Source organism: Pantoea sp. S-LA4 (assembly GCF_054482835.1).
The window spans coordinates 1710860-1733738 of the sequence record NZ_JBTLRC010000002.1; the positions used below are offsets into that span (position 1 = coordinate 1710860).

Annotated in this window: 20 protein-coding genes; 7 read left to right on the top strand and 13 right to left on the bottom strand. The window is 58.2% G+C overall.

Annotated elements, in window-relative coordinates:
* Positions 1–54: 54 nt before the first annotated feature.
* Complete coding sequence (locus tag ACX3P5_RS08880) at positions 55–1083, bottom strand: ABC transporter substrate-binding protein (RefSeq protein ID WP_233984281.1); 1029 nt, start codon at positions 1081–1083, stop codon at positions 55–57.
* 217 nt (positions 1084–1300) lie between these two features.
* On the opposite strand from ACX3P5_RS08880, the gene ACX3P5_RS08885 reads away from it, so the two are divergent.
* The 3 genes from ACX3P5_RS08885 to ACX3P5_RS08895 all read left to right on the top strand — a co-directional run bounded on the left by ACX3P5_RS08885 (position 1301) and on the right by ACX3P5_RS08895 (position 5406).
* On the top strand, positions 1301–2335 hold the full coding sequence (locus ACX3P5_RS08885) for a LacI family DNA-binding transcriptional regulator (protein WP_233984280.1): 1035 nt from the start codon (positions 1301–1303) through the stop codon (positions 2333–2335).
* Positions 2336–2596: 261 nt separating this feature from the next.
* Entirely contained in the window at positions 2597–3490 is an 894-nt protein-coding gene (locus tag ACX3P5_RS08890; RefSeq protein ID WP_233984279.1) for an SDR family oxidoreductase, read from the top strand.
* Between the two features lie 92 nt (positions 3491–3582).
* The gene (locus tag ACX3P5_RS08895) at positions 3583–5406 is read left to right on the top strand and encodes a glycoside hydrolase family 15 protein (RefSeq protein ID WP_458968591.1); all 1824 of its coding nucleotides are present in this window, start codon (positions 3583–3585) and stop codon (positions 5404–5406) included.
* A 24-nt stretch (positions 5407–5430) separates the two neighbouring features.
* Here the strand turns inward: ACX3P5_RS08895 and ACX3P5_RS08900 are convergent, their stop codons facing one another.
* The 5 genes from ACX3P5_RS08900 to ACX3P5_RS08920 all read right to left on the bottom strand — a co-directional run bounded on the left by ACX3P5_RS08900 (position 5431) and on the right by ACX3P5_RS08920 (position 9105).
* Complete coding sequence (locus tag ACX3P5_RS08900) at positions 5431–5904, bottom strand: RES family NAD+ phosphorylase (protein ID WP_233984277.1); 474 nt, start codon at positions 5902–5904, stop codon at positions 5431–5433.
* The gene (parS, locus tag ACX3P5_RS08905; protein WP_233984276.1) at positions 5904–6356 is read right to left on the bottom strand and encodes a type II RES/Xre toxin-antitoxin system antitoxin; all 453 of its coding nucleotides are present in this window, start codon (positions 6354–6356) and stop codon (positions 5904–5906) included. Before parS ends, ACX3P5_RS08900 begins: the two co-directional genes overlap by 1 nt.
* A 77-nt stretch (positions 6357–6433) precedes the next feature.
* Positions 6434–7573, bottom strand: a complete 1140-nt coding sequence (gene ampC / locus ACX3P5_RS08910) for a class C beta-lactamase (RefSeq protein WP_233984275.1) — start codon at positions 7571–7573, stop codon at positions 6434–6436.
* Between the two features lie 31 nt (positions 7574–7604).
* Entirely contained in the window at positions 7605–7850 is a 246-nt protein-coding gene (locus ACX3P5_RS08915) for a hypothetical protein (protein ID WP_233984274.1), read from the bottom strand.
* A 67-nt stretch (positions 7851–7917) separates the two neighbouring features.
* Positions 7918–9105, bottom strand: coding sequence for a glycosyltransferase family 4 protein (locus ACX3P5_RS08920; protein ID WP_336755241.1), 1188 nt, complete (start codon positions 9103–9105; stop codon positions 7918–7920).
* Positions 9106–9766: 661 nt separating this feature from the next.
* On the opposite strand from ACX3P5_RS08920, the gene hpxO reads away from it, so the two are divergent.
* A complete protein-coding gene (gene hpxO / locus ACX3P5_RS08925; RefSeq protein ID WP_336755242.1) occupies positions 9767–10924 on the top strand; it encodes an FAD-dependent urate hydroxylase HpxO in 1158 nt (385 codons plus the stop codon).
* 48 nt (positions 10925–10972) lie between these two features.
* Here hpxO and dcp read toward each other — a convergent pair whose 3' ends face one another.
* From dcp to guaD, 5 genes are all read right to left on the bottom strand, one after another.
* Positions 10973–13015, bottom strand: coding sequence for a peptidyl-dipeptidase Dcp (gene dcp / locus ACX3P5_RS08930; protein WP_458968592.1), 2043 nt, complete (start codon positions 13013–13015; stop codon positions 10973–10975).
* Between the two features lie 62 nt (positions 13016–13077).
* Positions 13078–13854, bottom strand: coding sequence for a xanthine dehydrogenase accessory protein XdhC (gene xdhC / locus ACX3P5_RS08935; protein ID WP_233984270.1), 777 nt, complete (start codon positions 13852–13854; stop codon positions 13078–13080).
* Positions 13841–16207, bottom strand: coding sequence for a xanthine dehydrogenase molybdopterin binding subunit (gene xdhB / locus ACX3P5_RS08940; protein ID WP_458968593.1), 2367 nt, complete (start codon positions 16205–16207; stop codon positions 13841–13843). The genes xdhC and xdhB overlap by 14 nt, the downstream gene beginning before the upstream one ends.
* Positions 16197–17639, bottom strand: coding sequence for a xanthine dehydrogenase small subunit (xdhA, locus tag ACX3P5_RS08945; protein WP_458968594.1), 1443 nt, complete (start codon positions 17637–17639; stop codon positions 16197–16199). The genes xdhB and xdhA overlap by 11 nt, the downstream gene beginning before the upstream one ends.
* Positions 17636–18964: a guanine deaminase gene (gene guaD, locus ACX3P5_RS08950; RefSeq protein WP_458968595.1), complete on the bottom strand. Its 1329-nt coding sequence runs from the start codon at positions 18962–18964 to the stop codon at positions 17636–17638. Before guaD ends, xdhA begins: the two co-directional genes overlap by 4 nt.
* Positions 18965–19374: 410 nt before the next feature.
* On the opposite strand from guaD, the gene ydfG reads away from it, so the two are divergent.
* Positions 19375–20121, top strand: a complete 747-nt coding sequence (gene ydfG, locus ACX3P5_RS08955) for a bifunctional NADP-dependent 3-hydroxy acid dehydrogenase/3-hydroxypropionate dehydrogenase YdfG (protein ID WP_336755247.1) — start codon at positions 19375–19377, stop codon at positions 20119–20121.
* A 28-nt stretch (positions 20122–20149) separates the two neighbouring features.
* On the opposite strand, the gene ACX3P5_RS08960 is transcribed toward ydfG, so the two are convergent.
* Positions 20150–20476 carry a YnfA family protein gene (locus ACX3P5_RS08960; RefSeq protein WP_233988173.1) on the bottom strand — a complete coding sequence of 109 codons (327 nt, stop codon included), beginning with the start codon at positions 20474–20476 and terminating at the stop codon, positions 20150–20152.
* Positions 20477–20609: 133 nt separating this feature from the next.
* Here ACX3P5_RS08960 and ACX3P5_RS08965 point away from each other — a divergent pair, with 133 nt between their 5' ends.
* Both ACX3P5_RS08965 and ACX3P5_RS08970 read left to right on the top strand, forming a co-directional pair.
* Positions 20610–20933: a DUF1283 family protein gene (locus ACX3P5_RS08965; RefSeq protein WP_233984265.1), complete on the top strand. Its 324-nt coding sequence runs from the start codon at positions 20610–20612 to the stop codon at positions 20931–20933.
* A 45-nt stretch (positions 20934–20978) separates the two neighbouring features.
* Complete coding sequence (locus tag ACX3P5_RS08970; protein WP_159859395.1) at positions 20979–21275, top strand: DUF1161 domain-containing protein; 297 nt, start codon at positions 20979–20981, stop codon at positions 21273–21275.
* A 33-nt stretch (positions 21276–21308) separates the two neighbouring features.
* On the opposite strand, the gene ACX3P5_RS08975 is transcribed toward ACX3P5_RS08970, so the two are convergent.
* Positions 21309–22775, bottom strand: coding sequence for an MDR family MFS transporter (locus ACX3P5_RS08975; protein ID WP_233984264.1), 1467 nt, complete (start codon positions 22773–22775; stop codon positions 21309–21311).
* Positions 22776–22879 lie beyond the last annotated feature (104 nt).

A 22879-nucleotide genomic window follows, 5' to 3' on the forward strand; every position in this document is an offset into this window, starting at 1 on the left:
CGCCACCGCGGTTCTGCAGGTATCCGGCTTCGCATCGCCGGACGAAAAACAGCATTACTGCGCGCTGGCACCGATCTCTTTATCCCAGCGTCCGAGCAGCGCTTTGCGTTTCGCCGAATCCCCGTAGGTTTTGAAGTCATAATCGATCAGTTTGATGTTCTCAAAGCGCGGCGCATATTCCGAGATCTCCGCCTTGCGGTTCGACGGCAGCTGGAACGATTTCGCTTCTTTCATGTGCGACTGCGCCTCAGCGCTCAGCGCCCAGTCGTACCAGCTTTTGGCGTTCGCCAGATTACGCGCCCCTTTGATGATCGACATCGATCCAATCTCATAGCCGGTGCCTTCACAGGGCGCGACCGGTTTAATCGGGAAGCCATCCACTTCCATCGCCACCGCATCATGCATAAAGACGATGCCGAGCGTGGTTTCACCGCGGGCGGCGGCTTTTACCGGTGCCGACCCCGATTTGGTGTATTGCGAAACGTTGGCGTTGAGCTTTTTCAGGTAATCAAAGGCCTTGTCTTCGCCCATGATCTGCACCAGCGTCGCCAGGGTGTTATAGGCGGTGCCGGAGGAGTTAGGATTAGCAATCTGGATTTCCCCTTTAAAGCCCGGATCGAGCAGATCGGCCCAGCAGGCGGGCACCTTCAGCTTTTTCTCCGCCAGCAGCTTAGTGTTGTAACCCCAGCCCAGCGCACCGGCATAGACGCCCACGGTGCGATAGCCGGAGATCTCCGCCACTTTTTGCGACCACGTCTGCTGCTGGTCGAGCAGCGGTGATTTGTAGGGCTGGGTTAATCCCTCTTCCGCCGCCTGCATGTGCGGATCGCCGGTGCCCGCCCACCAGATATCGGTACGGGGATTACGCGCCTCACTGCGAATACGCGCATAAGCTTCTCCGGCTGACAGCCGCACCATGCTGAGATGGATATCGGGATGAGACTGGCTGAACAGGCGGGTCATCTGCTCACAGACCACCACATCCGCCGAACAGACCATGTTGAGATTGCCAGCCGCGGCAGCCGCAAACGGCAGAGCCGGACAACTGACGATAACCGCAGCGAACAGAGATGAGTAACGCATGGTGTTCTCCTTGAGGGCGAGGATAGCGCCTGGACGCGCTTTTATTTTGCACTGCTGTGCAAAGTAGTAAGGCGACCCGATTGCCCTGTCAATTGGCATGTGAAGCAATTGACAGTCGCTGTCACAAATTTGCAACACCAGCAGCGAGATTACTTTTGCACAGCCTTGCAAACTCAGGCAGACTCAGAACGGATCATGCATAACGCGGGAGAAACTCATGCATCAACTCAAGGCGGTGGTCAGTGCGCAGGATGTCGCTGACCGGGCGGGCGTGTCCCGCTCGGCGGTATCGCGCACCTTTACGCCAGGCGCCAGCGTGTCGGAGGCGACCCGGGCGCGGGTGATGAAAGCCGCCGAAGAGCTGGGCTACCACGTTAACCATCTGGCGCGCGGTCTGGTGCGCAACCGCAGCGGCATTGTCTGCCTGATCGCCTCTGAAGTGGATACGCCCTACCGTGCCAGCCTGGTCCGCTGGATGACCCAGTACCTGCAGGAAGCGGGAAAGGTAGCGATGCTGATCAACACCGACCGCTCCGACGATCGGGTCTCTGCCGCGTTACAGCAAGCGATCAACTTTCGCGCCGATGCTTCGATCATACTTTCCGGCATGCCTGACAGCGCCATCACCCGGCTCTGCTATAAACACGGCCAGCATCTGGTGCTGATTAACCGTGATGAATCCCTGCCCGGCTCGCTGAGTATTAACCTCGACTCGCGTCCGGCGGCGGAGATGGCGGTCAACGCCTTTGTCCGGGCCGGCTGCCAGCGCATCGCATTTGTTAATTCGCTGGCCGGTACCCCAAGCCTGCTGAAACGCGAGCGGGATTTTCTGGCAGCGGCAGAGAGAGCCGGGGTCCCGGTCCAGGTGGAACACTTTGGCTCGACCTCCTATGAAAGCGGTCAGATCCTGGCGCAGCGGCTGCTGACCCGCAAAGTCCGTCCTGACGCGGTGTTCTGCGCCACCGACCTGCTGGCGTGCGGCTTTATGGATGAGGCGCGCCACCGTTTTGCCCTGCGCATCCCGGAAGATCTGTGCATTGTCGGCCACGACAATATCCCGCAGTCTGGCTGGTCATCCTATAACCTCACCACCTTCGCCCAGCCGGTGGAGCAGTTTGCCCGTGACGCCATCCGCTGGCTGACAGAGAGCGAAGCGCAGCAGGACCAATTAACGCCCGCCGCTGAACAGCAAAGCGATCGGCGAATATATCAGGCTGATGTGGTCTGGCGGGGTTCGGTACGCGGCGGGTAATCCCTTTTTTATATTATTGCCGGTGCCTGAGCGCCGGTGAAATAACCCTCACTCTCTTTCACGCTTCGCTTTAAATATCTCTCCTCTTCTCGCCAGAATATCGCCATCCGGCGGCACAACCTCCGATTTTATGACTATTCTTGATCAGCATTATTAATTCACCCTGACCGCCACTGCTTAATGAATAAGCAGTCAGATGTGACAAATATCACATTTGTGCCAGGCTTAATCACTCAGATAATGATGTACAAGGAGCTTACAATGACGACACCAACGAACAAGACGCTCGATCTCGATCAATTTCCTAAGCCTCCTTTTGAGGAACAACCGCAACAGGCACCAGGCTTAGTCAGCAAAATGATTCCGTTTCCCGACCACGGTGAAACCAGCTACCGCGGCACCGGCCGCCTGACCGGCCGCAAAGCGCTGATTACCGGCGGTGACTCCGGTATTGGCCGTGCCGTCGCGATTGCCTATGCTCGCGAAGGTGCAGACGTGGTGATTAACTATCTGCCAGAAGAACAGCCCGATGCCGATGAAGTGATTAAATTAATCGAAGCGGAAGGCCGTAAAGTTTTCGCTATTCCGGGCGATATTCGTTCTGAAGAATTTTGTCAGCAGCTGGTAAAACAGGCGGTCGATAAATTAGGCGGCCTGGATATTCTGGTGAATAACGCCGGACGCCAGCAGTTTAATGAGTCCATTCGTACCCTGAGTACCGAAGATTTCGACGCGACGTTTAAAACCAACGTTTATGCGATGTTCTGGATCACCAAAGCGGCGCTGGAATATCTGCCACGCGGCGCGTCAATTATTAATACCTCGTCAGTACAGGCCTTTAAACCCAGCGATATTCTGCTGGATTACGCCCAGACCAAAGCGGCGATTGTCGCCTTTACCAAATCACTGGCGAAGCAGCTGGGTGGCGACGGTATCCGGGTAAATGCGGTAGCGCCTGGCCCATACTGGACCGTGCTGCAATCGAGCGGCGGTCAGCCACAGGAAAAAGTGAAGCAGTTTGGTGCCGATTCACCGATGGGTCGTCCCGGTCAGCCGGTTGAAATCGCCCCGCTCTACGTCACGCTGGCCTCGACGGAGAGCAGTTACTCTTCCGGCCAGGTCTGGTGCTCAGATGGCGGCACCGGCACCCTGTAAACCCGTTCCCCGGTGGCCGCATAATGCGGCCACTTTTTTGTCCTGCCTTCGCCTGTTGTCTTTGTCGTCACAGTGATACAAGGAAGAAAACCATGGAAAACGAAATTTTCCGGCAGCCGTCCCGGGATAATGGCTTTGCAGGTCTGGGTGATTATGCCGCCATTGGTGAAGGGCGTTCGGTAGCGCTGATTGCGCCGGATGGCTCGATCGACTGGTGGTGCGCCCCGAACCTCGATGCTAAACCGCTGTTTGACCGTCTGCTGGATGCCGGTGTCGGCGGCTATTTTCAAATCGTGCCGCGCGAGCCTTATCAGGTCACGCGCCGCTATCGCGATAACAGCAATGTGCTGGAAACCCGGTATGAGACCGACAGCGGCACGGTGCTGCTGACCGAATCGATCAACAGCACGCTGGCGGGACGACTGCCGTGGGGCGAACTGGCCCGTCGGATTGAAGGCGTGAGCGGCAACGTTGAACTGGAGATCAGCCTGCGATTCGGCACTGCGGCTGAAACCCGTTCGCCGTGGATTGCCGACACCGAGAAAGGCAAGGTGTTTCACATTGCTGACGTGATGGCGATGTTCCGTACCAGCGACGATATCCGCATTACCTTACTGGATGATGAGCAGGTCTGTGCCACGCTGCGGACCTCGGCCGGTTCGCGCTCACTCTGCGCGCTGCTGATCACCGAGAATGAGCCGCTGGCAGTGCCTGAGCTCTCCGCCATCGATCAGCGGATCGAAACCAGCCACACCGGCTGGACCAGCTGGGTGGAGAGTCTGAGCTATGACGGCAGCTATCCGGCGCTGGTGAAGCGCTCTGCCCTGTCACTCAAGTTTCTCTGGTACTCACCGACCGGTGCGCTGGCGGCTGCGGCCACCACCTCGCTGCCGGAAGGCATTGGCGGCGAGAAGAATTATGATTATCGCTACGCCTGGGTGCGTGACGCCTGTCTGATCATCAAAGCCTTTGTTTATCTCGGCGCGCTGGAGGATTGTAAAGCGGCCTTTTCATGGCTGTCACAGACCATCCTGCGCCACGGCGTCAGGCTGCGTGCCTGCTATGCGCTGAATGGCGATGAAGTCCCGGAAGAACGCTTTCCGCCGTTAAGCGGCTATCAGGATTCTCAGCCGGTTCGGGTTGGCAATAACGCCCGCGATCAGGTGCAGCTCAGCATGTATGGCGACATGCTGGCCACCGCGCAACTGTTTATCGAAGCGGGACACGTGCTGGATATCACCACCTCACGGATGCTGGGCGAGCTGGCGAACTGCTGTGCCGATCACTGGCGGCAAAAGGATTGCGGTATCTGGGAGTTGCCGGACTTACAGCACTACACCCACTCCAAAATGGCCTGCTGGATGGCGCTGGATCAGGCGGTCGCGCTGGCCGAAAACCAGCACATCGAACCCACCTGGCTGGGCCGCTGGCAGCGGGAACGCGACCGGATTCGGGACTGGATTGAGACGCACTGCTGGTCGGAACAGAAGCAGGCTTACCTGTTTTACGTCGGCAGTGAGGATCGCCTTGACGCCTCGCTGGCGCTGGTACACAGCTACGGCAACGCGGTTAATCCGCAGCGGATGCTCTCGACCTATCGTGCCATCCATCATGAACTGGGCAATGACAGCGCCATGCTCTATCGCTATAGCGGCGTCGACCAGGAAGAGAGCACGTTTCTCGCCTGTGCGTTCTGGCTGGCAGAGGCCTGGGCCGAGATGGGGAACATTGAGCAGGCCGACCAGGCGATGGAGCAGATCCTCGCCACGCTTGACCGGCATGGCAACGTCGACATTTTTAACGAGATGTTTGATGTGCGCAGCCAGAGCTGGCGCGGCAATATGCCGCAGGGGCTGAGTCACCTGGCGCTGATCTGTGCCGCGCAGGCCATTTCAGAATCCAGAGCTGCCCACTGAGGCGCAGGCCTGACCGGTCAGGAGCTATTGCAGCCTGAAGCGCGGGTCAAAGAAAAATGGCTCGACCACCACCTTGCTGATAATCGCCGCCGCGGCCGGGTGAGCAGGATTCAACAACGCATTCCACTCTCCGGTCAGGGTGCTCGGGACTTTCAGTATCAGCCCGTTATCCGGGTTGGCCAGCCAGCCGTCGCCAATCTCCCGCGTCGATGGCGGTGCGGGATCGGCCTGCCAGTCGGCGGGAAGTGCCGCCAGCGACAGCTCGGCAATCAGCGAGTCAGGCACGCTGATCGACAGCATCGAATAGTCCTGCGCCAGATCCTGAATAGTGAGATGCACCAGCGCTTCCAGCACGCACAGCGCCCGGCTCGACCCCAGATAAACACAGCCGGTGCCCACTGAATTCCAGCGTCCGCCGTAGGTGCGGGCACCAAAACCATCAAAGGCGGTCATCGCATATTCGCTTTTTACCAGCCGGTAAAAATGCACTGACGCCATCAGGTAATGACGCCATGTTCAAGCTGACCAATCAGATTCAGTACCGCTTCCGCGCCCGCAACGGTAGTGGTCATCTCTGCCGGTTTTTTACCGCCCAGCGCTTTGGCTGGGGTTTCCAGCCACTGTACCAGCCGCGCCGGATCGTCACGCAACAGCGTGCTGGCGGCAGAGAGCACGCGGATTAGCATATAAATCCGTCCGCTTTGATCGGGCGAAAAAGTCTGCTCAGGATCTTTCACTTTGCGGTTGTAGGTGCTGCGATCGATGCCCGCCAGCCGGCACAGCCAGGCTTCATCAAATGCGGACAGCGACGCGGTACGTTTCAGTACCCCGCTGCTGAAGCCGACGGCAATCCGCTGATGCGCATCCGGCAGGGTTTCCGGCAGGTTCAGCGCATGCAGCAGTGAACGGTTGCGGCCACTGCTGGCGGGCGTATAAATGGCAATTGACATAGCATCACCCTCTGTTCATTTGATTTAAATTTTAGCGCAAATGAACAAGGCGCGCCAGCGGAGAGTGACGCCGGAGATTACTGCAACGCCTCAAGAATTTGCCAGGCGGTTTTTATCCGCAGCGGATTGGGGTAGTTCTTGTTGGCAAGCATCACGATGCCGGTATTCCTGCCGGGAATAAACGCAATGTAGGCACCAAAACCGTTGGTGGCACCGGTTTTATGCACCCAGCTGGCGCTTTGAGAAGGCACGACGGGATTGAGTGGCGTGGCGGGCTGAGGTTTAAGCGCGACGCCGTTTTCACTGTCAGCGATCACCGTGGCGGCGCTCACCGGCCAGTCGTAGATCTCCCAGCCCAGTCCCTGATAGAAACTGCGCACGCTAAAATAGCGGGACTGCGACGTGCGAATCGCATTGCGCAGCACGGTATTTCCTGAAGAGAGACGATTAGGATCGGCATTCGCCTGCATAAAGGTCAGCATATCGCGGGCGGTCGATTTGATTCCGTAGGCCTCCGCGTCCAGCATTCCCGGCGATACCCGCACCGGCTGACCGTTTTTGTAGCCCCAGGCATAATTCAGCATCATTGACGGCGGCACGGTAATATAGGTGCGCGTCAGCCGCAGCGGCTGAAAGACATTTTTCTCCATCGCCTGCTCGTAATCGCCCTTCACCATCAGCGCACCAAACAGACCGATACTGGCATTGGAATACTGACGCAGCGTGCCCGGCGCGGCCTGCGGTTGCCACTGCTGATAATAGTTAAGCAGCGAGGCCTGATCGGTTACCGCATCCGGTAGCTGCAGCGGCAGGCCGCCCGCGGTATAGGTCGCCAGATGCAGCATCCGGATGTGCCGCCACTGCGTGCCGGTCAGCTGTGGCCAGTATTTCTGTACCGGATCGTTAAGCGCGATATCCCCATTGCGGATCATCACGCCGGCCAGCACGCCGGTAAAGGTTTTACTCACCGAGCCGAGTTCGAACAGAGTATTTTCGGTGACCCGGCGGCCGGACTCCCGATCCGCGACGCCGGCATTGATGAACTGGGTGCGGCCTTTATAGAGGATCGCGACCGACATACCGGGGATCTCCTGCTGCTCCATCAGCGGTTCTATCGCGGCTTTAACCAGAGAAGTGACCTGCTGTGAGGTGAGATCGGCGGCAACACAGCTGGCAGAAAGGGACCACAAAACAAGGTAAGACAAAGACTTTTTCATTGGCAATTAACAGTTTTTTCTCTGATTCAAATTATTTGCACTGATCGGCACAGGCCTGCACACAGATTTGTGCCTGTGAACTGCACGCTCCGGTATCACGGGTGTTGCAATGGGATCGTTCGACATAGCAATTGGTCTGACAGGCTGAGACATCGCAGCGTGCGGCGACGGGCGTCAACTGTGGCAGCGGCGCACGCGCCGGAAACGGGGATGAGGGTTGAGCAAAGGCGCTGCTGCCCAGCAGTCCGGACAGCAGCAGGCTGATGACTATTTTCATGATTAATCTCCAGATGAACGCTGCACTAAGTATGACTAATCTGGCACGCGTCGTCTGGAAAATCTTATCAAACGGGGATCACCGGAGGATGTTGAGTGACGTTGATCACGCCGCGGTGATAAATATCGTGCAGCCGGACGATATAACGCTGCGGATCGTGCTGATCTTTGATGCGCAGAATCGCCGCCTCCCCTTTTTCCTGCAGCATCTCAGGCCGATCGAAGATGGCGAGCAGTGTCTGTTTCAGCCCCGCCACCAGCGCCTGACGCAGCTGCTGTTTCTCCTGAGGCGTAGTGACACTGTATTCACGATCGCCGTTGAGCGCGCCACCAATCACCCAGCCCGCGCTGGCCGGATTAATCTCTGGTAAGGCACGCACGTTGCTGGTGATCACCGGGCAGCCGTTCGCCTGCATCTCCAGCACCGAAAAGCCGTAGGTCTCCTGCCAGGTCGGCAGCAGGCCGATGTCGCTGTCACGAAACAGTTGCAGCAGCGCGGCATTATCCAGCCGGGAGCGGTGGGTAAAACAGCGATAACGGCCGATGCGGCTCTCAATTGAGCGACAGAATGCCTCATCGTCCTGATGTTGCCGGTGCGCTACGTTATGACGTTTGGTGAGATCGCCGATCAGCTGCACATCCAGCTGCGACTCTTCCAGCTTGCGCTCTTCAATCAGCTCACTTATCGCCAGTACCACTTCGGCCCCGCCTTTACGGTAGAACTCGTTGCCGGCAAACACCAGCCGGAATATGCCAGCCTGGCGTGGCGCTTTATGCGGCGTGAACAGAGTCTGTGGCGGATGCAACACCACCGTTTTACGTCTGATCTGCTGCGCCACGCCGTCTCCGGGCGGGAACAGTTTCATCTGTATGTTCAGCGTCGCGTCCGAAATGGCTATCAGCCCAAGACAGTTCTCTTTCAGCAGATGCGGGATCAGCCGCTTCAGTTCGGGGTTATCCTGTTTTGCAACGCCCGGCACCGGTAAGACGCGCGGTAATTCCGTTTCAAACGAGGCAACCCATTTCTGACGGGTTATCGCCACTTCATTAAACAGATGCAGGACGTCTGGCCGGGATGCGGGTGAAAATGGCAGCGGCAGAAAAACGAAGGATTTATTTTTTTTGAGTAAGCGAGTCCGTAGCGGGTTAATAAAGTAAAACAGATTGTACTTTTTGAGATTTATATATTCATTTTCCGGATTAACTAAAATATTACGCTGCTCCGGATAGTGGTTATTGGTGATTCCGATTTTCATGATCGTATTCCAGAGTCCTTGAGTCCCGGGAGATCTATATCATGCGATGTCGGCAGGCGCGCCTGCAGAATATCCTAAAAATGTTTTTAGCGGCCAATCGCGCAATTTATTTATGATTGCCGATCGGGGTTTATTCCTGGTCTGTCGCAGCAGCGTAACGGTTACAGAAATATTTTTACATCCGTTCTCATATTTCATTAATTAACTCGTTGATTAATGAAGAGGAATAAAGCGCCGTCAACCGGTGCGCCATTTATTATGTGTAAGTTTAAAGATTTGTTAAAAATAATCCGGCGTGCCCCAGGGGCGATCAGTTGATAACAATTCAACTAATCAGTTTTCCTGTAGTGGCTTTTCAGAGATCGGCCTGTTTTATGCATCTGACGGTAGCGTCTGTCATTAGCAGTGATTGTTTGCCTCATCTCCTGACGCCTGCCTGATGAAACAAATGATACAGCAGCCACTTTTTTTGCCTGCGATGCACTGTTTAAGCGCATCGCATTGCAACATAAGTGTGCGCCAGCATCCTCTGGCGCAGCATCCTTAGGTTGTCGTGACGTACTATATTATTGAAAAGGCTGTAAATCCTTATTTTCTGGCTGCGTTGTAAGGCACTGGTACAAAAGTTGCAGTATCCGTTGCAAGCAGACAGGAGATAACTATGAAAGCGATCGTAATCGGTGGTGGTATCGGCGGCATGAGTAGCGCCATCGCGCTGGAGAAAGCGGGTTTTGAGGTTGAGGTATTCGAAGCGGTAAAAGAGATGAAGCCGGTCGGGGCCGCGATTTCCATCTGGCCAAACGGCGTTAAATGCCTGAATGCGCTGGGCATGAAGGCGGCGCTGCGCGCACTGGGTGGCAATATGGCCTACATGGCCTATCACGATGCGGTCAGCGGCGCACCGCTGACCCGCTTCAGTATGTCGCCGCTGGTGCAGCAGGTCGGTGAGTTCCCCTATCCGGTGGCGCGTGCTGAACTGCAGGCGATGCTGATCGATACCTTTGGCCGTCAGCGGGTCAATTTCGGCAAACGGGTCATTCAGGTTGAACAAGGCGATCACGGTGTGATTGCCACCTTTGCCGATAATAGCCAGGTTCAGGGTGATTTTCTGATTGCCGCGGACGGCACCCATTCGGTGATCCGGGATTATGTGCTGGAGCAGACGCTGGAGCGGCGCTATGCCGGTTACGTCAACTGGAACGGGCTGGTGACGATAGACGAAAGCATCGCTCCTGCCGATCAGTGGACGACCTTTGTCGGCGAAGGCAAGCGCGTGTCGCTGATGCCGGTGAGCGATAACCGTTTTTATTTCTTCTTCGACGTGCCGCTGCCCAAAGGGCTGCCGCAGGACCGTAGTACCGTTAAAGCCGATCTGAGCGGCTATTTTGCCGGCTGGGCCGCACCGGTGCAGAAGCTGATTGCCGCGATCAATCCCGACACCACCAACCGGGTCGAAATCCACGATATCGAACCGTTCAGCCGCTTGGTTAAAGGTCGCGTTGCCCTGCTGGGGGATGCAGCCCACAGCACCACACCTGATATCGGTCAGGGCGGCTGTGCAGCGATGGAAGATGCCATCGTGCTCGCCTCTACGCTGGCGTCGCATTCATTGGGGATTGAAGATGCCCTGCTGCGTTATCAGGCGCGCCGGGTTGAGCGGGTCAAAGATCTGGTGCTGAAAGCGCGTAAGCGCTGTGACGTCACCCATGCGAAAGATCCGGCGGTGACCGCAGAGTGGTATCGCTCGCTGAAAAGTGAAACCGGCGAGCGGGTGCTGGCCGGCATGTGTGAAACCATTGAAGGCGGACCGCTGGGTTAACCCGTCCGTTTCTTAGATCAGCGGGCGGCATGACCGCCCGTTGATTAGCTACTCTGCCAGGCCGCGATTCTTCAGCATCGGCTCCAGCTTCGGCTGGCCGCCACGCCAGCTTTCATACAGGGTTTTCAGGTCGCTGCTGTTGCCACGCGAGAGGATTTTCTGACGGAAAATCTCGCCATTTTCCCGTGTCAGTCCGCCCTGTTCAACAAACCACTGGTAACCGTCATCAGCCAGCATCTGGGTCCAGATATAGGCGTAGTAACCGGCGGCATAGCCTCCGCCCCAGATATGTTGAAAATAGCTGGAGCGGTAGCGTGGCGGCACCGCCGCTAACGCCAGATTGTCGCTCTGAAGCGCCTGCTGTTCAAAACCGTCCACGCTTTGCGGTGCCCGGTCGCCTGGCAGACTGTGCCAGTGCAGATCGAGCAGCGCGGCCGCCAGCAACTCACTCATCTCGTAACCTTTGTTGAATTTTCCGGCGCGGATGATTTTTTCGTGCAGCGCGGCGGGCATCGGTTCTCCGCTCTGATAGTGGCGGGCGAAATGGCGGAACACCTGCGGCTCACTGGCCCAGTGCTCATTAATCTGCGACGGAAACTCCACAAAATCGCGCGGCGTCTCGGTGCCTGACAGGCTCGGATAGCGCTGGCTGGCGAACAGGCCGTGCAGCGTATGTCCAAACTCGTGAAACATCGTGATCACCTCATCCCAGCTCAGCAGCGCCGGTTCACCGGCTGGCGGTTTGGTGTAGTTGCAGACGTTGTAGATCACCGGCTTGCTCTCCAGCAGCGTCGACTGGTTAACAAAATTGCTCATCCACGCCCCGCCGCCTTTGCTGTCGCGCTTGAAGAAGTCGGTATAGAACAGCGCCAGCGGTGTTTGATCGGCATCGAAAATTTCGTATACCTGCACGTCGGGATGGTAAACCGGCAGATCCTGGCGAGGCGAAAACCGGATGCCATAGAGCTGCGTGGCCGCCCAGAACACGCCATTCTGCAGCACCGAGTTCAGCTCGAAGTAAGGTTTGATCTGGCTCTCATCGAGATCGTACTGCGCGTGACGCACCTGTTCGGCGTAAAAATTCCAGTCCCAGGCGCGCAGCGTAAAGCTCTGCTGCTGGCGATCGATAGTCTGCTGGATAGCCGCCGCTTCACGTTCAGACCGCGCACGGGCGGCAGGCACGATGTTACGCATAAAGGCAAACGCAGCGTCCGGGGTTTTCGCCATCTGGTCCTGCAATTTCCACTCGGCATAACTGGCAAAGCCCAGCAGCCTGGCCTGTTCGGCCCGCACCTGAGCCAGACGCAGCACCAGCTCACGCGTGTCATTTTCGTCGCCCTTTTCGGTTAGGGTCATGCCCGCTTTAAACAGCGCCTCGCGGGTTTCGCGATCGCTCAGGCTTTGCAGCGCCGGTTGCTGAGTGGTGTTCTGCAGCACCAGCAGCCAGGCATTCTCCAGCCCGCGGGCGCGCGCTTCTGCCTGCGCGACCGCCAGGTCTGCAGCGGAAAGCCCCGCCAGTTTCTCTGCCTGATCCACCACCAGACCGCCCGCCTTGGTAGCAGCCAGCAGCCTGTTGGTAAAGCGGGTACTGAGACGCGCCGCTTCCTGATTCAGGGCTTTTAGCTGCTGTTTCTGCGCTTCGGGCAGATTGGCACCCGCCAGCTGAAAGCGCTGCCAGATCACCTCAACCAGCCGCCTGGATTCAGCATCAAGCTGGGCGCGCTGCAGATAGACCGCATCGAGCCGTGAGAACAGCGGTCGGTTAAGCATGATCTCGTCGTTGAGTGCGGTCAGCTCCGGTGCGATCTCTTCATCCACCTGTTGCAGATAGGGGCTGGTATGCGCCGAGGTCATGGCGCTGAACACCAGATTAACCCGGTTCAGCAACTGCCCGCTCTTCTCCAGCGCCTCATAGGTATTGAGGAACGTCGGCTCGTCACTGCATGTGGCGATCGCCTCAACTTCCCGACGCTTTTCTTCAATGCCTGCCTGCAAGGCGGGCAGAAAATCCTGCTGCTGAATCTGGTCAAACGGCGGCGCCTGATAAGGCAAGGGGCTGACGCTAAAGAAAGGATTCTGACGGGCGTTCATGATTCGCTCCTGAATGGGCATCGCAAAGCCTTATCCTGGCAGGTTGCGGGCAGTTGAACAACTCAGGCCAGGTGCTGCTGATAAACGCTGATCACTTCACCGGCAATCGCTACGGCGATCTCGGCGGGCAGCTTGCCTTTGACGTCCGGCAGGCCAATCGGACAGCGCAATTTCGCCAGCCGATCGGCCTGCGCGCCCTTGCCCGCCAGCCGGTAGCGGAAGCGCTGGCTTTTGGTCTGCGAGCCAATCACGCCCGCATAGCGAAAATCGCCGCGTTTCAGCACCGCCTCACACAGTTCGAAATCGAGCGGATGATGATGGGTCATAATAATGAAATAGCTATCGGGAGCCGCCTGCGCCACGCAGTCGAGCGGGTCTTCCGGTTGCAGCGTGACCACGCCTGGCGGCACCCGCTCAAACTGGCCGGGACGGCTGTCGATCCAGCGAATGTGACAGGGTAACGTTGCCAGCAAATTAACCAGCGCCTGGCCGACATGACCGGCGCCGAACAGCAGGATCTCAGGCTGACACTGCAACAGCGGCTCAAACAGCAGCGTGGTTTTGCCGCCGCAGCACTGACCCAGCCGTGCGCCGAGGCTGTACTCCTCGGTATGCGGTGCGCGGGCTCCGCTCTGCAACATGGCGCGCGCCTGGGCAATGCACTGAAATTCAAGCTGGCCGCCGCCAATCGTCAGAAAGTTCTCCTGCAGCGTGACTACCATCTTGCTGCCGCTGTCGCGCGGTACTGAACCGCGCTCACTGAGCACGGTGATCAGCACGCAGCTCTGGCGCTTTTCACGCAGCTGGTGCAGCACGCTTATCCAGTCATGGTAGATCATCACAGGCTCCTGCCAGCTGCAGCACCGCGTTCAGTACCCGTTCCGGCGTGGCGGGCGCGTCCAGCAGCGGAGGATGCGCATAACCGGCCACGCTGGCTACCGCATCCTGTAGCGCGCACCAGGCCGCAATGCCCAGCATAAAGGGCGGCTCGCCGACGGCTTTGGAGTGGAAAACCGTATCCTGCGGATTTTTGCGGTTCTCCACCAGCGTCACCCGCAGATCGGCCGGCACGTCGCTGATGGCCGGAATTTTGTAGCTGGCCGGCCCATCGGTCAGCAACTGCCCCTTGTGGTTCCACACCAGCTCTTCACAGGTCAGCCAGCCGACGCCCTGCACAAAACCGCCTTCGACCTGACCGATATCGATGGCCGGATTCAGTGAGGCCCCCACGTCATGCAGGATGTCAGCGCGCAACAGACGATATTCGCCAGTTAAGGTATCGATCACCACTTCACAGCAGGCCGCGCCGTAAGCGAAGTAGTAAAAGGGCTTACCACGCCCGGCCAGTCGATCGTAATGAATGCCCGGCACACGATAGTAACCGGTGGCGGATAGCGGCACCTGATTGAACCACGCCAGCTGCGCCACTTCTGCGAAGGTGTAATGTTTTTCCCCGGCGCGCACAATGCCGTTACGGAAACTGACCGCCGATGCTTCACACTGATGCAGCTGACACAGCATCTGCGTCATGCGTTCGCGCAGGATCTCCGCCGCATTCTGCGCCGCCTTACCGTTGAGATCGGCCCCGCTGGAGGCCGCCGTCGGCGAGGTGTTCGGCACTTTGCCGGTATCGGTGGCGGTGATCTGAATCTTATCGACCTCAATCTGCAGCACTTCAGCCACGATCTGAATGACTTTGGTGTTGAGCCCCTGACCCATCTCGGTGCCGCCGTGGTTGAGCTGCACCGTGCCGTCGGTGTAGATCAGGATCAGCGCGCCCGCCTGGTTAAGGAAGCTGGAGGTAAACGAGATGCCGAATTTAACCGGCGTCAGCGCCAGACCGCGTTTCAGCAGCGGGCTGCGGGCATTGAACGCCTGAATCTCCGCCCGCCGCGCCTGATAATCACTGCTCCGTTCCAGCTGTTCGGTGATTTCGTCCAGCAGATTATCCTCAACCTGCTGATGATAATGGGTGATATTGCGATCCTGCTTACCGTAGTAATTGCGCTTGCGCAGCGCCAGCGGATCGAGGCCGCGGTGCCGCGCGATGTGATCCATGATCTGCTCAATCGCCACCATGCCCTGCGGACCGCCAAAACCCCGATAGGCAGTATTTGAGGCTGTATTTGTGCGGCAGCGATAGCCGGTTATCAGCGCATCGCCGAGGTAGTAGGCGTTGTCGGCGTGGAACATTGCCCGATCGACGATCGATCCACTGAGATCGAGTGAATAACCGCAGTTACCCGCCAGGTCAATCTTCACCCCACATAACAGCCCGTCATCCTCAACACCCACCTCGTAACGGACAAAAAACGGATGCCGTTTGCCGGTGATGCGCATGTCGTCGCGGCGGGAAAGCCGCATCTTCGCCGCCCGGCCAGTCTGGCGCGCCACTATGGCGCAGAGACAGGCCACGCCCGCCGCCTGGGTCTCTTTGCCGCCAAATCCGCCGCCCATCCGCCGCATATCAATTGTGACCTGATTCAGGCTGATGCCCATCACTTCCGCCACCAGCTTCTGCACTTCAGTGGGATTCTGAGTCGAGGAAAAGACCTGCAGCTGCTGATCTTCGCCGGGAATGACCATTGCCGTCTGGGTTTCCAGATAGAAGTGTTCCTGACCGCCAATATGAAAGGAACCGCTGATGCGATGCGGGGCGCGTGCCAGCGCGGCATCAACGTCACCGCGCCGATGAACGTGCGGCTCCTGCACAAAGCTGCCCTGCGCCAGCGCCTGTTCAACATCCAGCAGCGGTTCAAGCACCTCATATTCAATCACGGCAGCGGCGGCGCCCAGCCGGGCAGCGTCCGGGGAATCGGCCGCCACCGCAATCACAATCTGACCCATATATTCGACTTTGTCGTGCGCCAGCAGCGGATCGCCCGGCTCCAGCGGACCAACATCATTGATGCCGGGCACATCCTGCCAGGTCAGCACGCTGACTACGCCGGGAATGGCGTAGCACGGCTCAACATCAATCCGGGTTATGCGCGCATGGGCGTGTTCACTCAGCCGCGGACAGAGGTGCAGCATACCGGGCAGCTCAGGCTTGTCGTCGATAAACCGCGCCTCACCGGAGACATGCATCTCTGCGCTTTCATGTTTATTGCTGCGGCCAACGCCGCTCTGGATGCCGGCGGTATGCTGCGCTTTGCGCACCTCTTCACTCAGTTCAGGACGGTTATGAGACATAGCGGGCCACCTCGATACAGGTTAATTCGCCGTTGTAGCGATGGTAGTAGCGCCGCAACAGATTACGCGCCACCTGCAGGCGGTAGTCAGCGCTGGCGCGGAAATCGGAGAGCGGCTGGAAATCTTCCGCCAGCGCGGCGGCCGCGCGTGACACCGTCACGGCGTTAAAGGGTTGATCCAGCAAGGCCTGTTCGCAGTGCGTTGCCCGTTTCGGCGTCGCGGCCATGCCGCCAAAAGCGATGCGCGCCGCGCGTACCTGACCCTGCTCAATCTCCAGGTTAAAGGCCGCAAACACCGCTGAAATATCATCATCCAGCCGCTTAGAGACTTTCCAGGCCACAAAGTCAGGTGACACCGTCACTTTATCGATACGTATCGCCCGGATAAACTCGCCCGGCAACAGTCTGGTCTGCCGGTAACCGGTGAAAAACTGGTCCAGCGGCAGCAGCCGTTGCTGCTCGCCCTGCTGCAGCAGCAGAGTGGCGTTCAGCGCCAGCAGCATCGGTGAGGCATCGCCAATCGGCGAGGCGTTGGCGATATTGCCGCCCAGCGTACCCTGCAGCCGGATCTGTAACGACGCGAAACGTTGCAGCATTTCGCTGATGCCCGGAATCCGGTCGGTCAGAAATTCGGCAACCTGCTGCAGAGAGGCGCTGGCACCGAGCAGATAGTGATCGTCAAATTCGCTGCACACTTTCAGCGCCGCAACCTGCTCCAGCGCGATCAGCACCGGTATGCGCTGATGCTGCTGGGTGATGGTGAGGCTCAGATCGGTGCCACCGGCAATCAGCCGCGCCTCAGGATGTTCCAGATAGATCTGCGCCAGCTGGGCCGGGGTTTTAGGCAGATAACAGTGCCGCCCGTCGCCGCTGAGCTGCTGCATCTCCTGATTCGCCAGCGCCGCCAGCCGTTGCGCCACGCTGGCCGCATGGTGATCGAACGGGTCGCTGACCGGCTGTGAACAGAGCTGCTGCGCGGCCACCATGATTGGCCGGTAACCGGTACAGCGACAGAGATTGCCCGCCAGCGCACTCTCCGCCTGATGGCGATCCCAGCCGCTGACCGATTTTTGCAGACTGAACAGCGACATCACAAAGCCGGGCGTGCAGAAGCCGCATTGCGAGCCGTGGCAATCCACCATCGCCTGCTGCGCCGGATGCAGAGCACCGCCGTGACGCAGATCCTCGACGGTGATCAGCTGCTTGCCCTGTAGCGTGGAGACCAGCGTCAGACAGCTATTGACCGTTTCATAATGCATCGCGCCATTGACCGCTTTACCGAGCGTGACGCTACAGGCACCGCAGTCACCTGAGGCGCAGCCCTCTTTGGTACCGGTGCGGCGCAGATGACCGCGCAGATAGTTAAGTATCGTCAGATTCGGATCTAACGCTTCTTCGGTAACTAATTGATTATTTAACAGGAACTGGATCATGCCGCTTGCTCTCCCGCATCGCGCTGCCATACCGGACGCCCGTTGACCCAGGTCTGGGCGATATTGCGGTCATCGCCGAGCGTCATCAGAACAAACAGTTTTTCCCAGATATCTTTGCTGTTGCCGATACGCAAAGTCTGTAAGGCGGAAACTGCCGGATCGAGCACCACAAAATCCGCCTCTTTACCCGGATTGAAATTGCCAATGGCGTGATCGAGATCCAGCGCCCGCGCGCCGCCCAGCGTGGCGTGATAAAAGGCTTCGGCGGCGCTCAGCTTATACTGCTGCAGCTGGCCCACTTTGTAGGCTTCGCCCAGCGTTTGCAGCATGCTGAAGGTGGTGCCGGCGCCCACATCGGTGCCAATACCGACTTTAACGCCCTGCTGCCAGCTGCGTTTAAGGTTAAACAGCCCGCTGCCAAGAAACAGGTTTGAGGTCGGGCAGAAAGCGATGGTGGAATCGGTGTCGTGCAGGCATTGCCATTCGCCGTCGTCGAGATGGACGCAGTGAGCAAACACGCTGCGACGCCCGGTGAGCTGATAGTGATGGTAGACATCAAGGTAGCCGGCGCGCTCCGGGAACAGCTGCTTCACCCAGGCGACCTCCTGCGGATTTTCGCTCAGATGAGTATGCAGCCAGGTATCCGGGAACTCCTGCCGCAGTTGCTGCACTTTTTCCAGCAGCTGTGGCGAGGAGGTCGGGGCGAAACGCGGCGTCAGCGCGTAGCTCAGTCGTCCGCGCTGGTGCCAGCGCTCAATCAGCGCGCGGGTCTGCTGATAACTCTGTTCCGGGGTTTCGGTCAGATTGTCAGGCGCGTTACGATCCATCATCACTTTGCCGGCAATCAGCCGCATGTTCAGCGCTTCCGCCGCGCTGAACAGCGCCTCAACCGACTGGGGATGCACGGTGCCAAACACCAGCGCGCTGGTGGTGCCATTCGACAGCAGCTGATGCAGGAAAAAGGCCGACATCCGGGCCGCGTGGTCCGGACAGTGATACTGCGCCTCCACCGGAAACGTATAGTGGTTGAGCCACTCCAGCAGCTGTTCGCCGAACGCGCCGATCATTTCGGTCTGCGGATAGTGAATGTGGGTATCGACGAAGCCCGGTACGATCAGCTTGCCGCGCAGGTCAATGATCGGCTGACCCGCCAGTGCGGCGCTGCACGCCTCCCACGGCGCTAACCCCACCACGCGTCCGTCGCGCAGCCGCAGCACGCCATCCTCCAGATAGCGCGCGGCAGAGAGCAGCCCGTCGGGCTGGTCCGCCACCGAGGTGAAGTCAAAAAAACTGGCGCGTATCGCCGTATCTGTCGCTGGTGACATGACTTTTCCTTTCTGAAAGCACTGCGGCCTTCTTTTCATTATGCAGATGATTGCCTTAATACCCTGTTGCAACTGCCGTGCCAGATTGTAATCACCACTTTTACTTTTACTATCAAATAGTTAAGTAAAATCTTGCTTGTTGCGCAACTGATGCAGGGCAATAGGGCCCCGCAACCGATTGCCTGGCAGTCGCAATCGGTTGCCTGGCAAGCTCGTCACGAATCGGGTGGGTTTAAGCGGCTGAATGCGCGCCTGCTCTGCCCCGTTTGTGTGCAGTGCGCCCCAAAACAGCGCAGCTGACGGGCCGGTAAAATGCCTTTACAACCCGATCGGTTTTTCGGCGGGCGCAAGCGGAAATGAAATGCTATGGTGAAGCCATCGACTCTGAAAATGGCATAAGGAACAGTGAGATGATTATTTTTGTCACCGGCGCGACCGCCGGTTTTGGTGAAAGCATCACCCGTCGCTTTATCGCAAATGGTCACAAAGTGATTGCCAGCGGACGGCGTGCCGAGCGGCTGAAAGCGCTGAAAGATGAGCTGGGCGAGCATCTTTATACCGTGCAGCTTGATGTGCGGAACCGCGCGGCAATTGAAGAGGCGGTGAATCAGCTGCCTGCCGACTGGCGTGACATCGACGTGCTGGTGAATAACGCCGGTCTGGCGCTGGGGATTGAGCCCGCGCACCGCGCCAACGTCGAAGACTGGGAAAACATGATCGACACCAACACCAAAGGGCTGGTCTATATGACGCGCGCCCTGCTACCGCAGATGGTGGAGCGTAACGTCGGCCATGTGATCAATATCGGTTCAATCGCCGGTAGCTGGCCTTATGCCGGTGGCAACGTCTATGGCGCGACCAAAGCCTTTGTGCGTCAGTTCAGCCTGAATCTGCGTACCGATCTGCACGGCACGGCGCTGCGCGTCACCGACATCGAGCCGGGACTGGTCGGCGGCACCGAGTTCTCTAACGTGCGCTTCAAGGGCGACGATGATAAAGCGGGCCAGGTCTATGAAGGCGCCACCGCTTTAACGCCGGAAGATGTCACCGAAGCGGTCTACTGGGTCGCCACGCTGCCTAAGCATGTCAACATCAATACCCTTGAGATGATGCCCGTCAGCCAGACGCTGGCCGGTCTCAAGGTGCACAAGCCGTAACCCTCAGGGCCAGCCGCACCGGCTGGCCCTATCCGCGTCCCCAGCCCAGCACGATAATCAGCATACCGATAAAGGCGACGATCGCCCCGCTCCAGTCCCAGGCGCTGAGTTTCACCCCATCGACCACCCGTAACCACAGCAGTGCAGTCAGCACGTAAACCCCGCCATAGGCGGCATACACCCGTCCGCTGGCCGCGGGATGCAGCGTTAACAGCCAGACAAACAGCGCCAGGCTGGCGGCGGCGGGCAGCAGCAGCCAGACGGAGCCGCCCTTTTTCAGCCACAGCCACGGCAGGAAGCAGCCGATGATTTCCGCCAGCGCGGTGATAAAAAACAGCACGGCGGTTTTGATCAGCATCCCGACCTCTCATAAACGTAAACAAACCACTCACGGCTGGTGAGCAAAGAAACGGCGATGATATACTAAGGCTACCCGCGGCAACAGCCGTTCCCATTGGTGATGTCTGCGTTAACTGAAGGAAAGCGCAATGAAAAAATTTATCCCGGTCCTGTTGGTGAGCCTGCTGTCAGCGGCAGCATTCAATGCCAGCGCTACCACCAATCGCCTGATCATTGAAGATGGCAGCAGCGCCGCCAGTAATGAAGCGGCGCGTCAGGATAAAGAGCAGTGGAATGACACGCGGATGCTGCGTAACAAAGTGAACAGCCGCGTTGAGAAGGAGTTTGATAAGACCGATCGTGCTTTTGATACCCGCGATAAGTGTGAGCAGAGCCTGAATCTCAACGCCTACTGGGAGCCGAATACCCTGCGTTGTCTGGATCGCCGCTCCGGCCGACCGATTGCACCCTGATTTTCAGCTATAGTAATGACGGACAACTAACATAAGGAATACGTGATGAAGCTACAGAGGGTTTTGTTAACCGCGACGTTGTTTGCGCTGCCGGTACTGGCACAGGCATCCTGTGAATCGGTAAAAACCGAGATCAGCCAGAAAATTATTCAGAACGGTGTGCCCGAATCGGGTTTTAGTCTCGACATCGTCGCCAACGATCAGGTTGATCAGGCTGGCGGTCAGGTGGTGGGACATTGTGAGAACGACACACAAAAGATTGTTTATAAGCGCATGGGGCGTGACGATGACGCCAGCGTGCCAGACAGTGCCGGCAGTTCACAGGACGCGCCCGCACAGTAAATTGCCAGGGCGACGACCTGTCGCCCTGCTCCGCTATTCTGCATGTTCCGGCCGCTGACGCGGCATCATCCACGCCACGCCCAGCGCAAACAGCGCTATCACCAGTGCCACCACAAACACCCAATGCAGTGAGCTCGCAATCGCCTGCACCATCTGCTGTAGCGTCTCCGGGGCCAGCTGACGCCGACTCTCATCCGCCATAATCTGCTGCACCGGGTCCTGCGCCTGCGGCAGTCGCCACTGCAGATTGAGGTTCAGCACCGCGCCCATGATGGCGGTGCCAATCGCCGAACCCATCATCCGGCTGAACATAATCGAGGCGGTACAGATGCCGCGAATCTGGTAATCCGCCTGATTCTGTACCGATACCAGAAAGGTGGTGCTGGTCATGCCCATACCGGTACCGATGACAAACGCGGTAAAGCCCGCCTGATACAACGAACTGTCAGGCTGCAACAGCAGCAGTAATCCACTGCCGGTAATCAGCAACAGCGCGCCCAGTTGTGCGGTGAAACGGTATGAGGTGCGCAGCATCAGACGGCCGCTCAGGGTACTGGCCAGCGGCCAGCCAATCGACATCATCGCCAGCGCACTGCCCGCCTGCAGTGGCGAACCGCCGCCGATACCCTGAATCCAGGTCGGCAGAAAAGCGCTGATCCCCATCATGGCGGCCCCGATGATCAGGTTGCCGGCGTTACCGGCAATAATCAGCCGGCTGCGCCAGATAATCAGTGGGAACAACGGTGCGTCAGCCTGCTGCTCGTGGCGCTTGAGCCGCCAGCCAGCAAACAGGGAAAACAGCAGGAACGGGATCAGCCAGTAGCCCAGCTGTTCAGCCTGCAGCAGCGCAACCAGCAGTGCGCTGACGCACAGCATCAGCCAGCCACTGCCCGCCAGGTTCAGCGGCTGCGCCTGCGCCTCCTGTTGATGCGCCGGTAACCAGCGCGCCAGCATCAGCATACTGATCAGCCCTATCGGCAGATTGACCCAGAAAATCACCGACCAGCTGAAGTGCTGTACCAGCCAGGCGCCGGTCAGCGGACCGACGATGGCGGCCACGCCCCAGACGCTTGAGAGCCAGCCCTGCACGCTGGCGCGCTCACGCGGTGAGTAGATGTCCGCCACGATAGTTGAGCTGAGCGGCATGATGGCACCGGCTCCCAGTCCCTGAAAAGCGCGGAACAGAATCAGCCAGGTCATGGTATGGGCAAAGCCACACAACACCGAGCCGATCAGGAACAGCGTGGTGCCGATAAAAAACATCCGCTTACGGCCATAGATATCCGCCAGTCGTCCGTAGAGCGGGACGCTGACCGCCTGCGTCAGCAGATAGATGGAGAATACCCAGCCAAACTGCGAAAAGCCGCCCAGTTCAGCAATGATGGTCGGCATCGCGGTGGCAACAATGGTGACCTCAATCGCCGCCATAAACATGGCCAGCATACAGGCGATTAAAATCCAGTGGCGGTGCCCGGTCTGAATCTGTGCGCTTTCAGTCATAGAGATCCTTTTTTAAGCTGCAACACTAGCGCAGATTGAGTGAATGCAGTTTCCCGTCAGTGCGCATCACGGGCGCAATGTGTGACGTTGTCACCAAAAGTCGA

What these genes read in the sequence shown, in the direction of transcription:
- ACX3P5_RS08970 (WP_159859395.1), top strand. Translation starts at nt 20,979, where the DNA reads ATGAAGCTACAGAGGGTTTTGTTAACCGCGACGTTGTTTGCGCTGCCG.
- ydfG (WP_336755247.1), top strand. Translation starts at nt 19,375, where the DNA reads ATGATTATTTTTGTCACCGGCGCGACCGCCGGTTTTGGTGAAAGCATC.
- xdhC (WP_233984270.1), bottom strand. Translation starts at nt 13,854, where the DNA reads ATGATCTACCATGACTGGATAAGCGTGCTGCACCAGCTGCGTGAAAAG.
- ACX3P5_RS08915 (WP_233984274.1), bottom strand. Translation starts at nt 7,850, where the DNA reads ATGAAAATAGTCATCAGCCTGCTGCTGTCCGGACTGCTGGGCAGCAGC.
- ACX3P5_RS08880 (WP_233984281.1), bottom strand. Translation starts at nt 1,083, where the DNA reads ATGCGTTACTCATCTCTGTTCGCTGCGGTTATCGTCAGTTGTCCGGCT.
- guaD (WP_458968595.1), bottom strand. Translation starts at nt 18,964, where the DNA reads ATGTCACCAGCGACAGATACGGCGATACGCGCCAGTTTTTTTGACTTC.
- ACX3P5_RS08900 (WP_233984277.1), bottom strand. Translation starts at nt 5,904, where the DNA reads ATGGCGTCAGTGCATTTTTACCGGCTGGTAAAAAGCGAATATGCGATG.
- ACX3P5_RS08890 (WP_233984279.1), top strand. Translation starts at nt 2,597, where the DNA reads ATGACGACACCAACGAACAAGACGCTCGATCTCGATCAATTTCCTAAG.
- ACX3P5_RS08965 (WP_233984265.1), top strand. Translation starts at nt 20,610, where the DNA reads ATGAAAAAATTTATCCCGGTCCTGTTGGTGAGCCTGCTGTCAGCGGCA.
- hpxO (WP_336755242.1), top strand. Translation starts at nt 9,767, where the DNA reads ATGAAAGCGATCGTAATCGGTGGTGGTATCGGCGGCATGAGTAGCGCC.
- ACX3P5_RS08895 (WP_458968591.1), top strand. Translation starts at nt 3,583, where the DNA reads ATGGAAAACGAAATTTTCCGGCAGCCGTCCCGGGATAATGGCTTTGCA.
- ACX3P5_RS08885 (WP_233984280.1), top strand. Translation starts at nt 1,301, where the DNA reads ATGCATCAACTCAAGGCGGTGGTCAGTGCGCAGGATGTCGCTGACCGG.
- ACX3P5_RS08975 (WP_233984264.1), bottom strand. Translation starts at nt 22,775, where the DNA reads ATGACTGAAAGCGCACAGATTCAGACCGGGCACCGCCACTGGATTTTA.
- xdhB (WP_458968593.1), bottom strand. Translation starts at nt 16,207, where the DNA reads ATGTCTCATAACCGTCCTGAACTGAGTGAAGAGGTGCGCAAAGCGCAG.
- ampC (WP_233984275.1), bottom strand. Translation starts at nt 7,573, where the DNA reads ATGAAAAAGTCTTTGTCTTACCTTGTTTTGTGGTCCCTTTCTGCCAGC.
- xdhA (WP_458968594.1), bottom strand. Translation starts at nt 17,639, where the DNA reads ATGATCCAGTTCCTGTTAAATAATCAATTAGTTACCGAAGAAGCGTTA.
- parS (WP_233984276.1), bottom strand. Translation starts at nt 6,356, where the DNA reads ATGTCAATTGCCATTTATACGCCCGCCAGCAGTGGCCGCAACCGTTCA.
- ACX3P5_RS08920 (WP_336755241.1), bottom strand. Translation starts at nt 9,105, where the DNA reads ATGAAAATCGGAATCACCAATAACCACTATCCGGAGCAGCGTAATATT.
- dcp (WP_458968592.1), bottom strand. Translation starts at nt 13,015, where the DNA reads ATGAACGCCCGTCAGAATCCTTTCTTTAGCGTCAGCCCCTTGCCTTAT.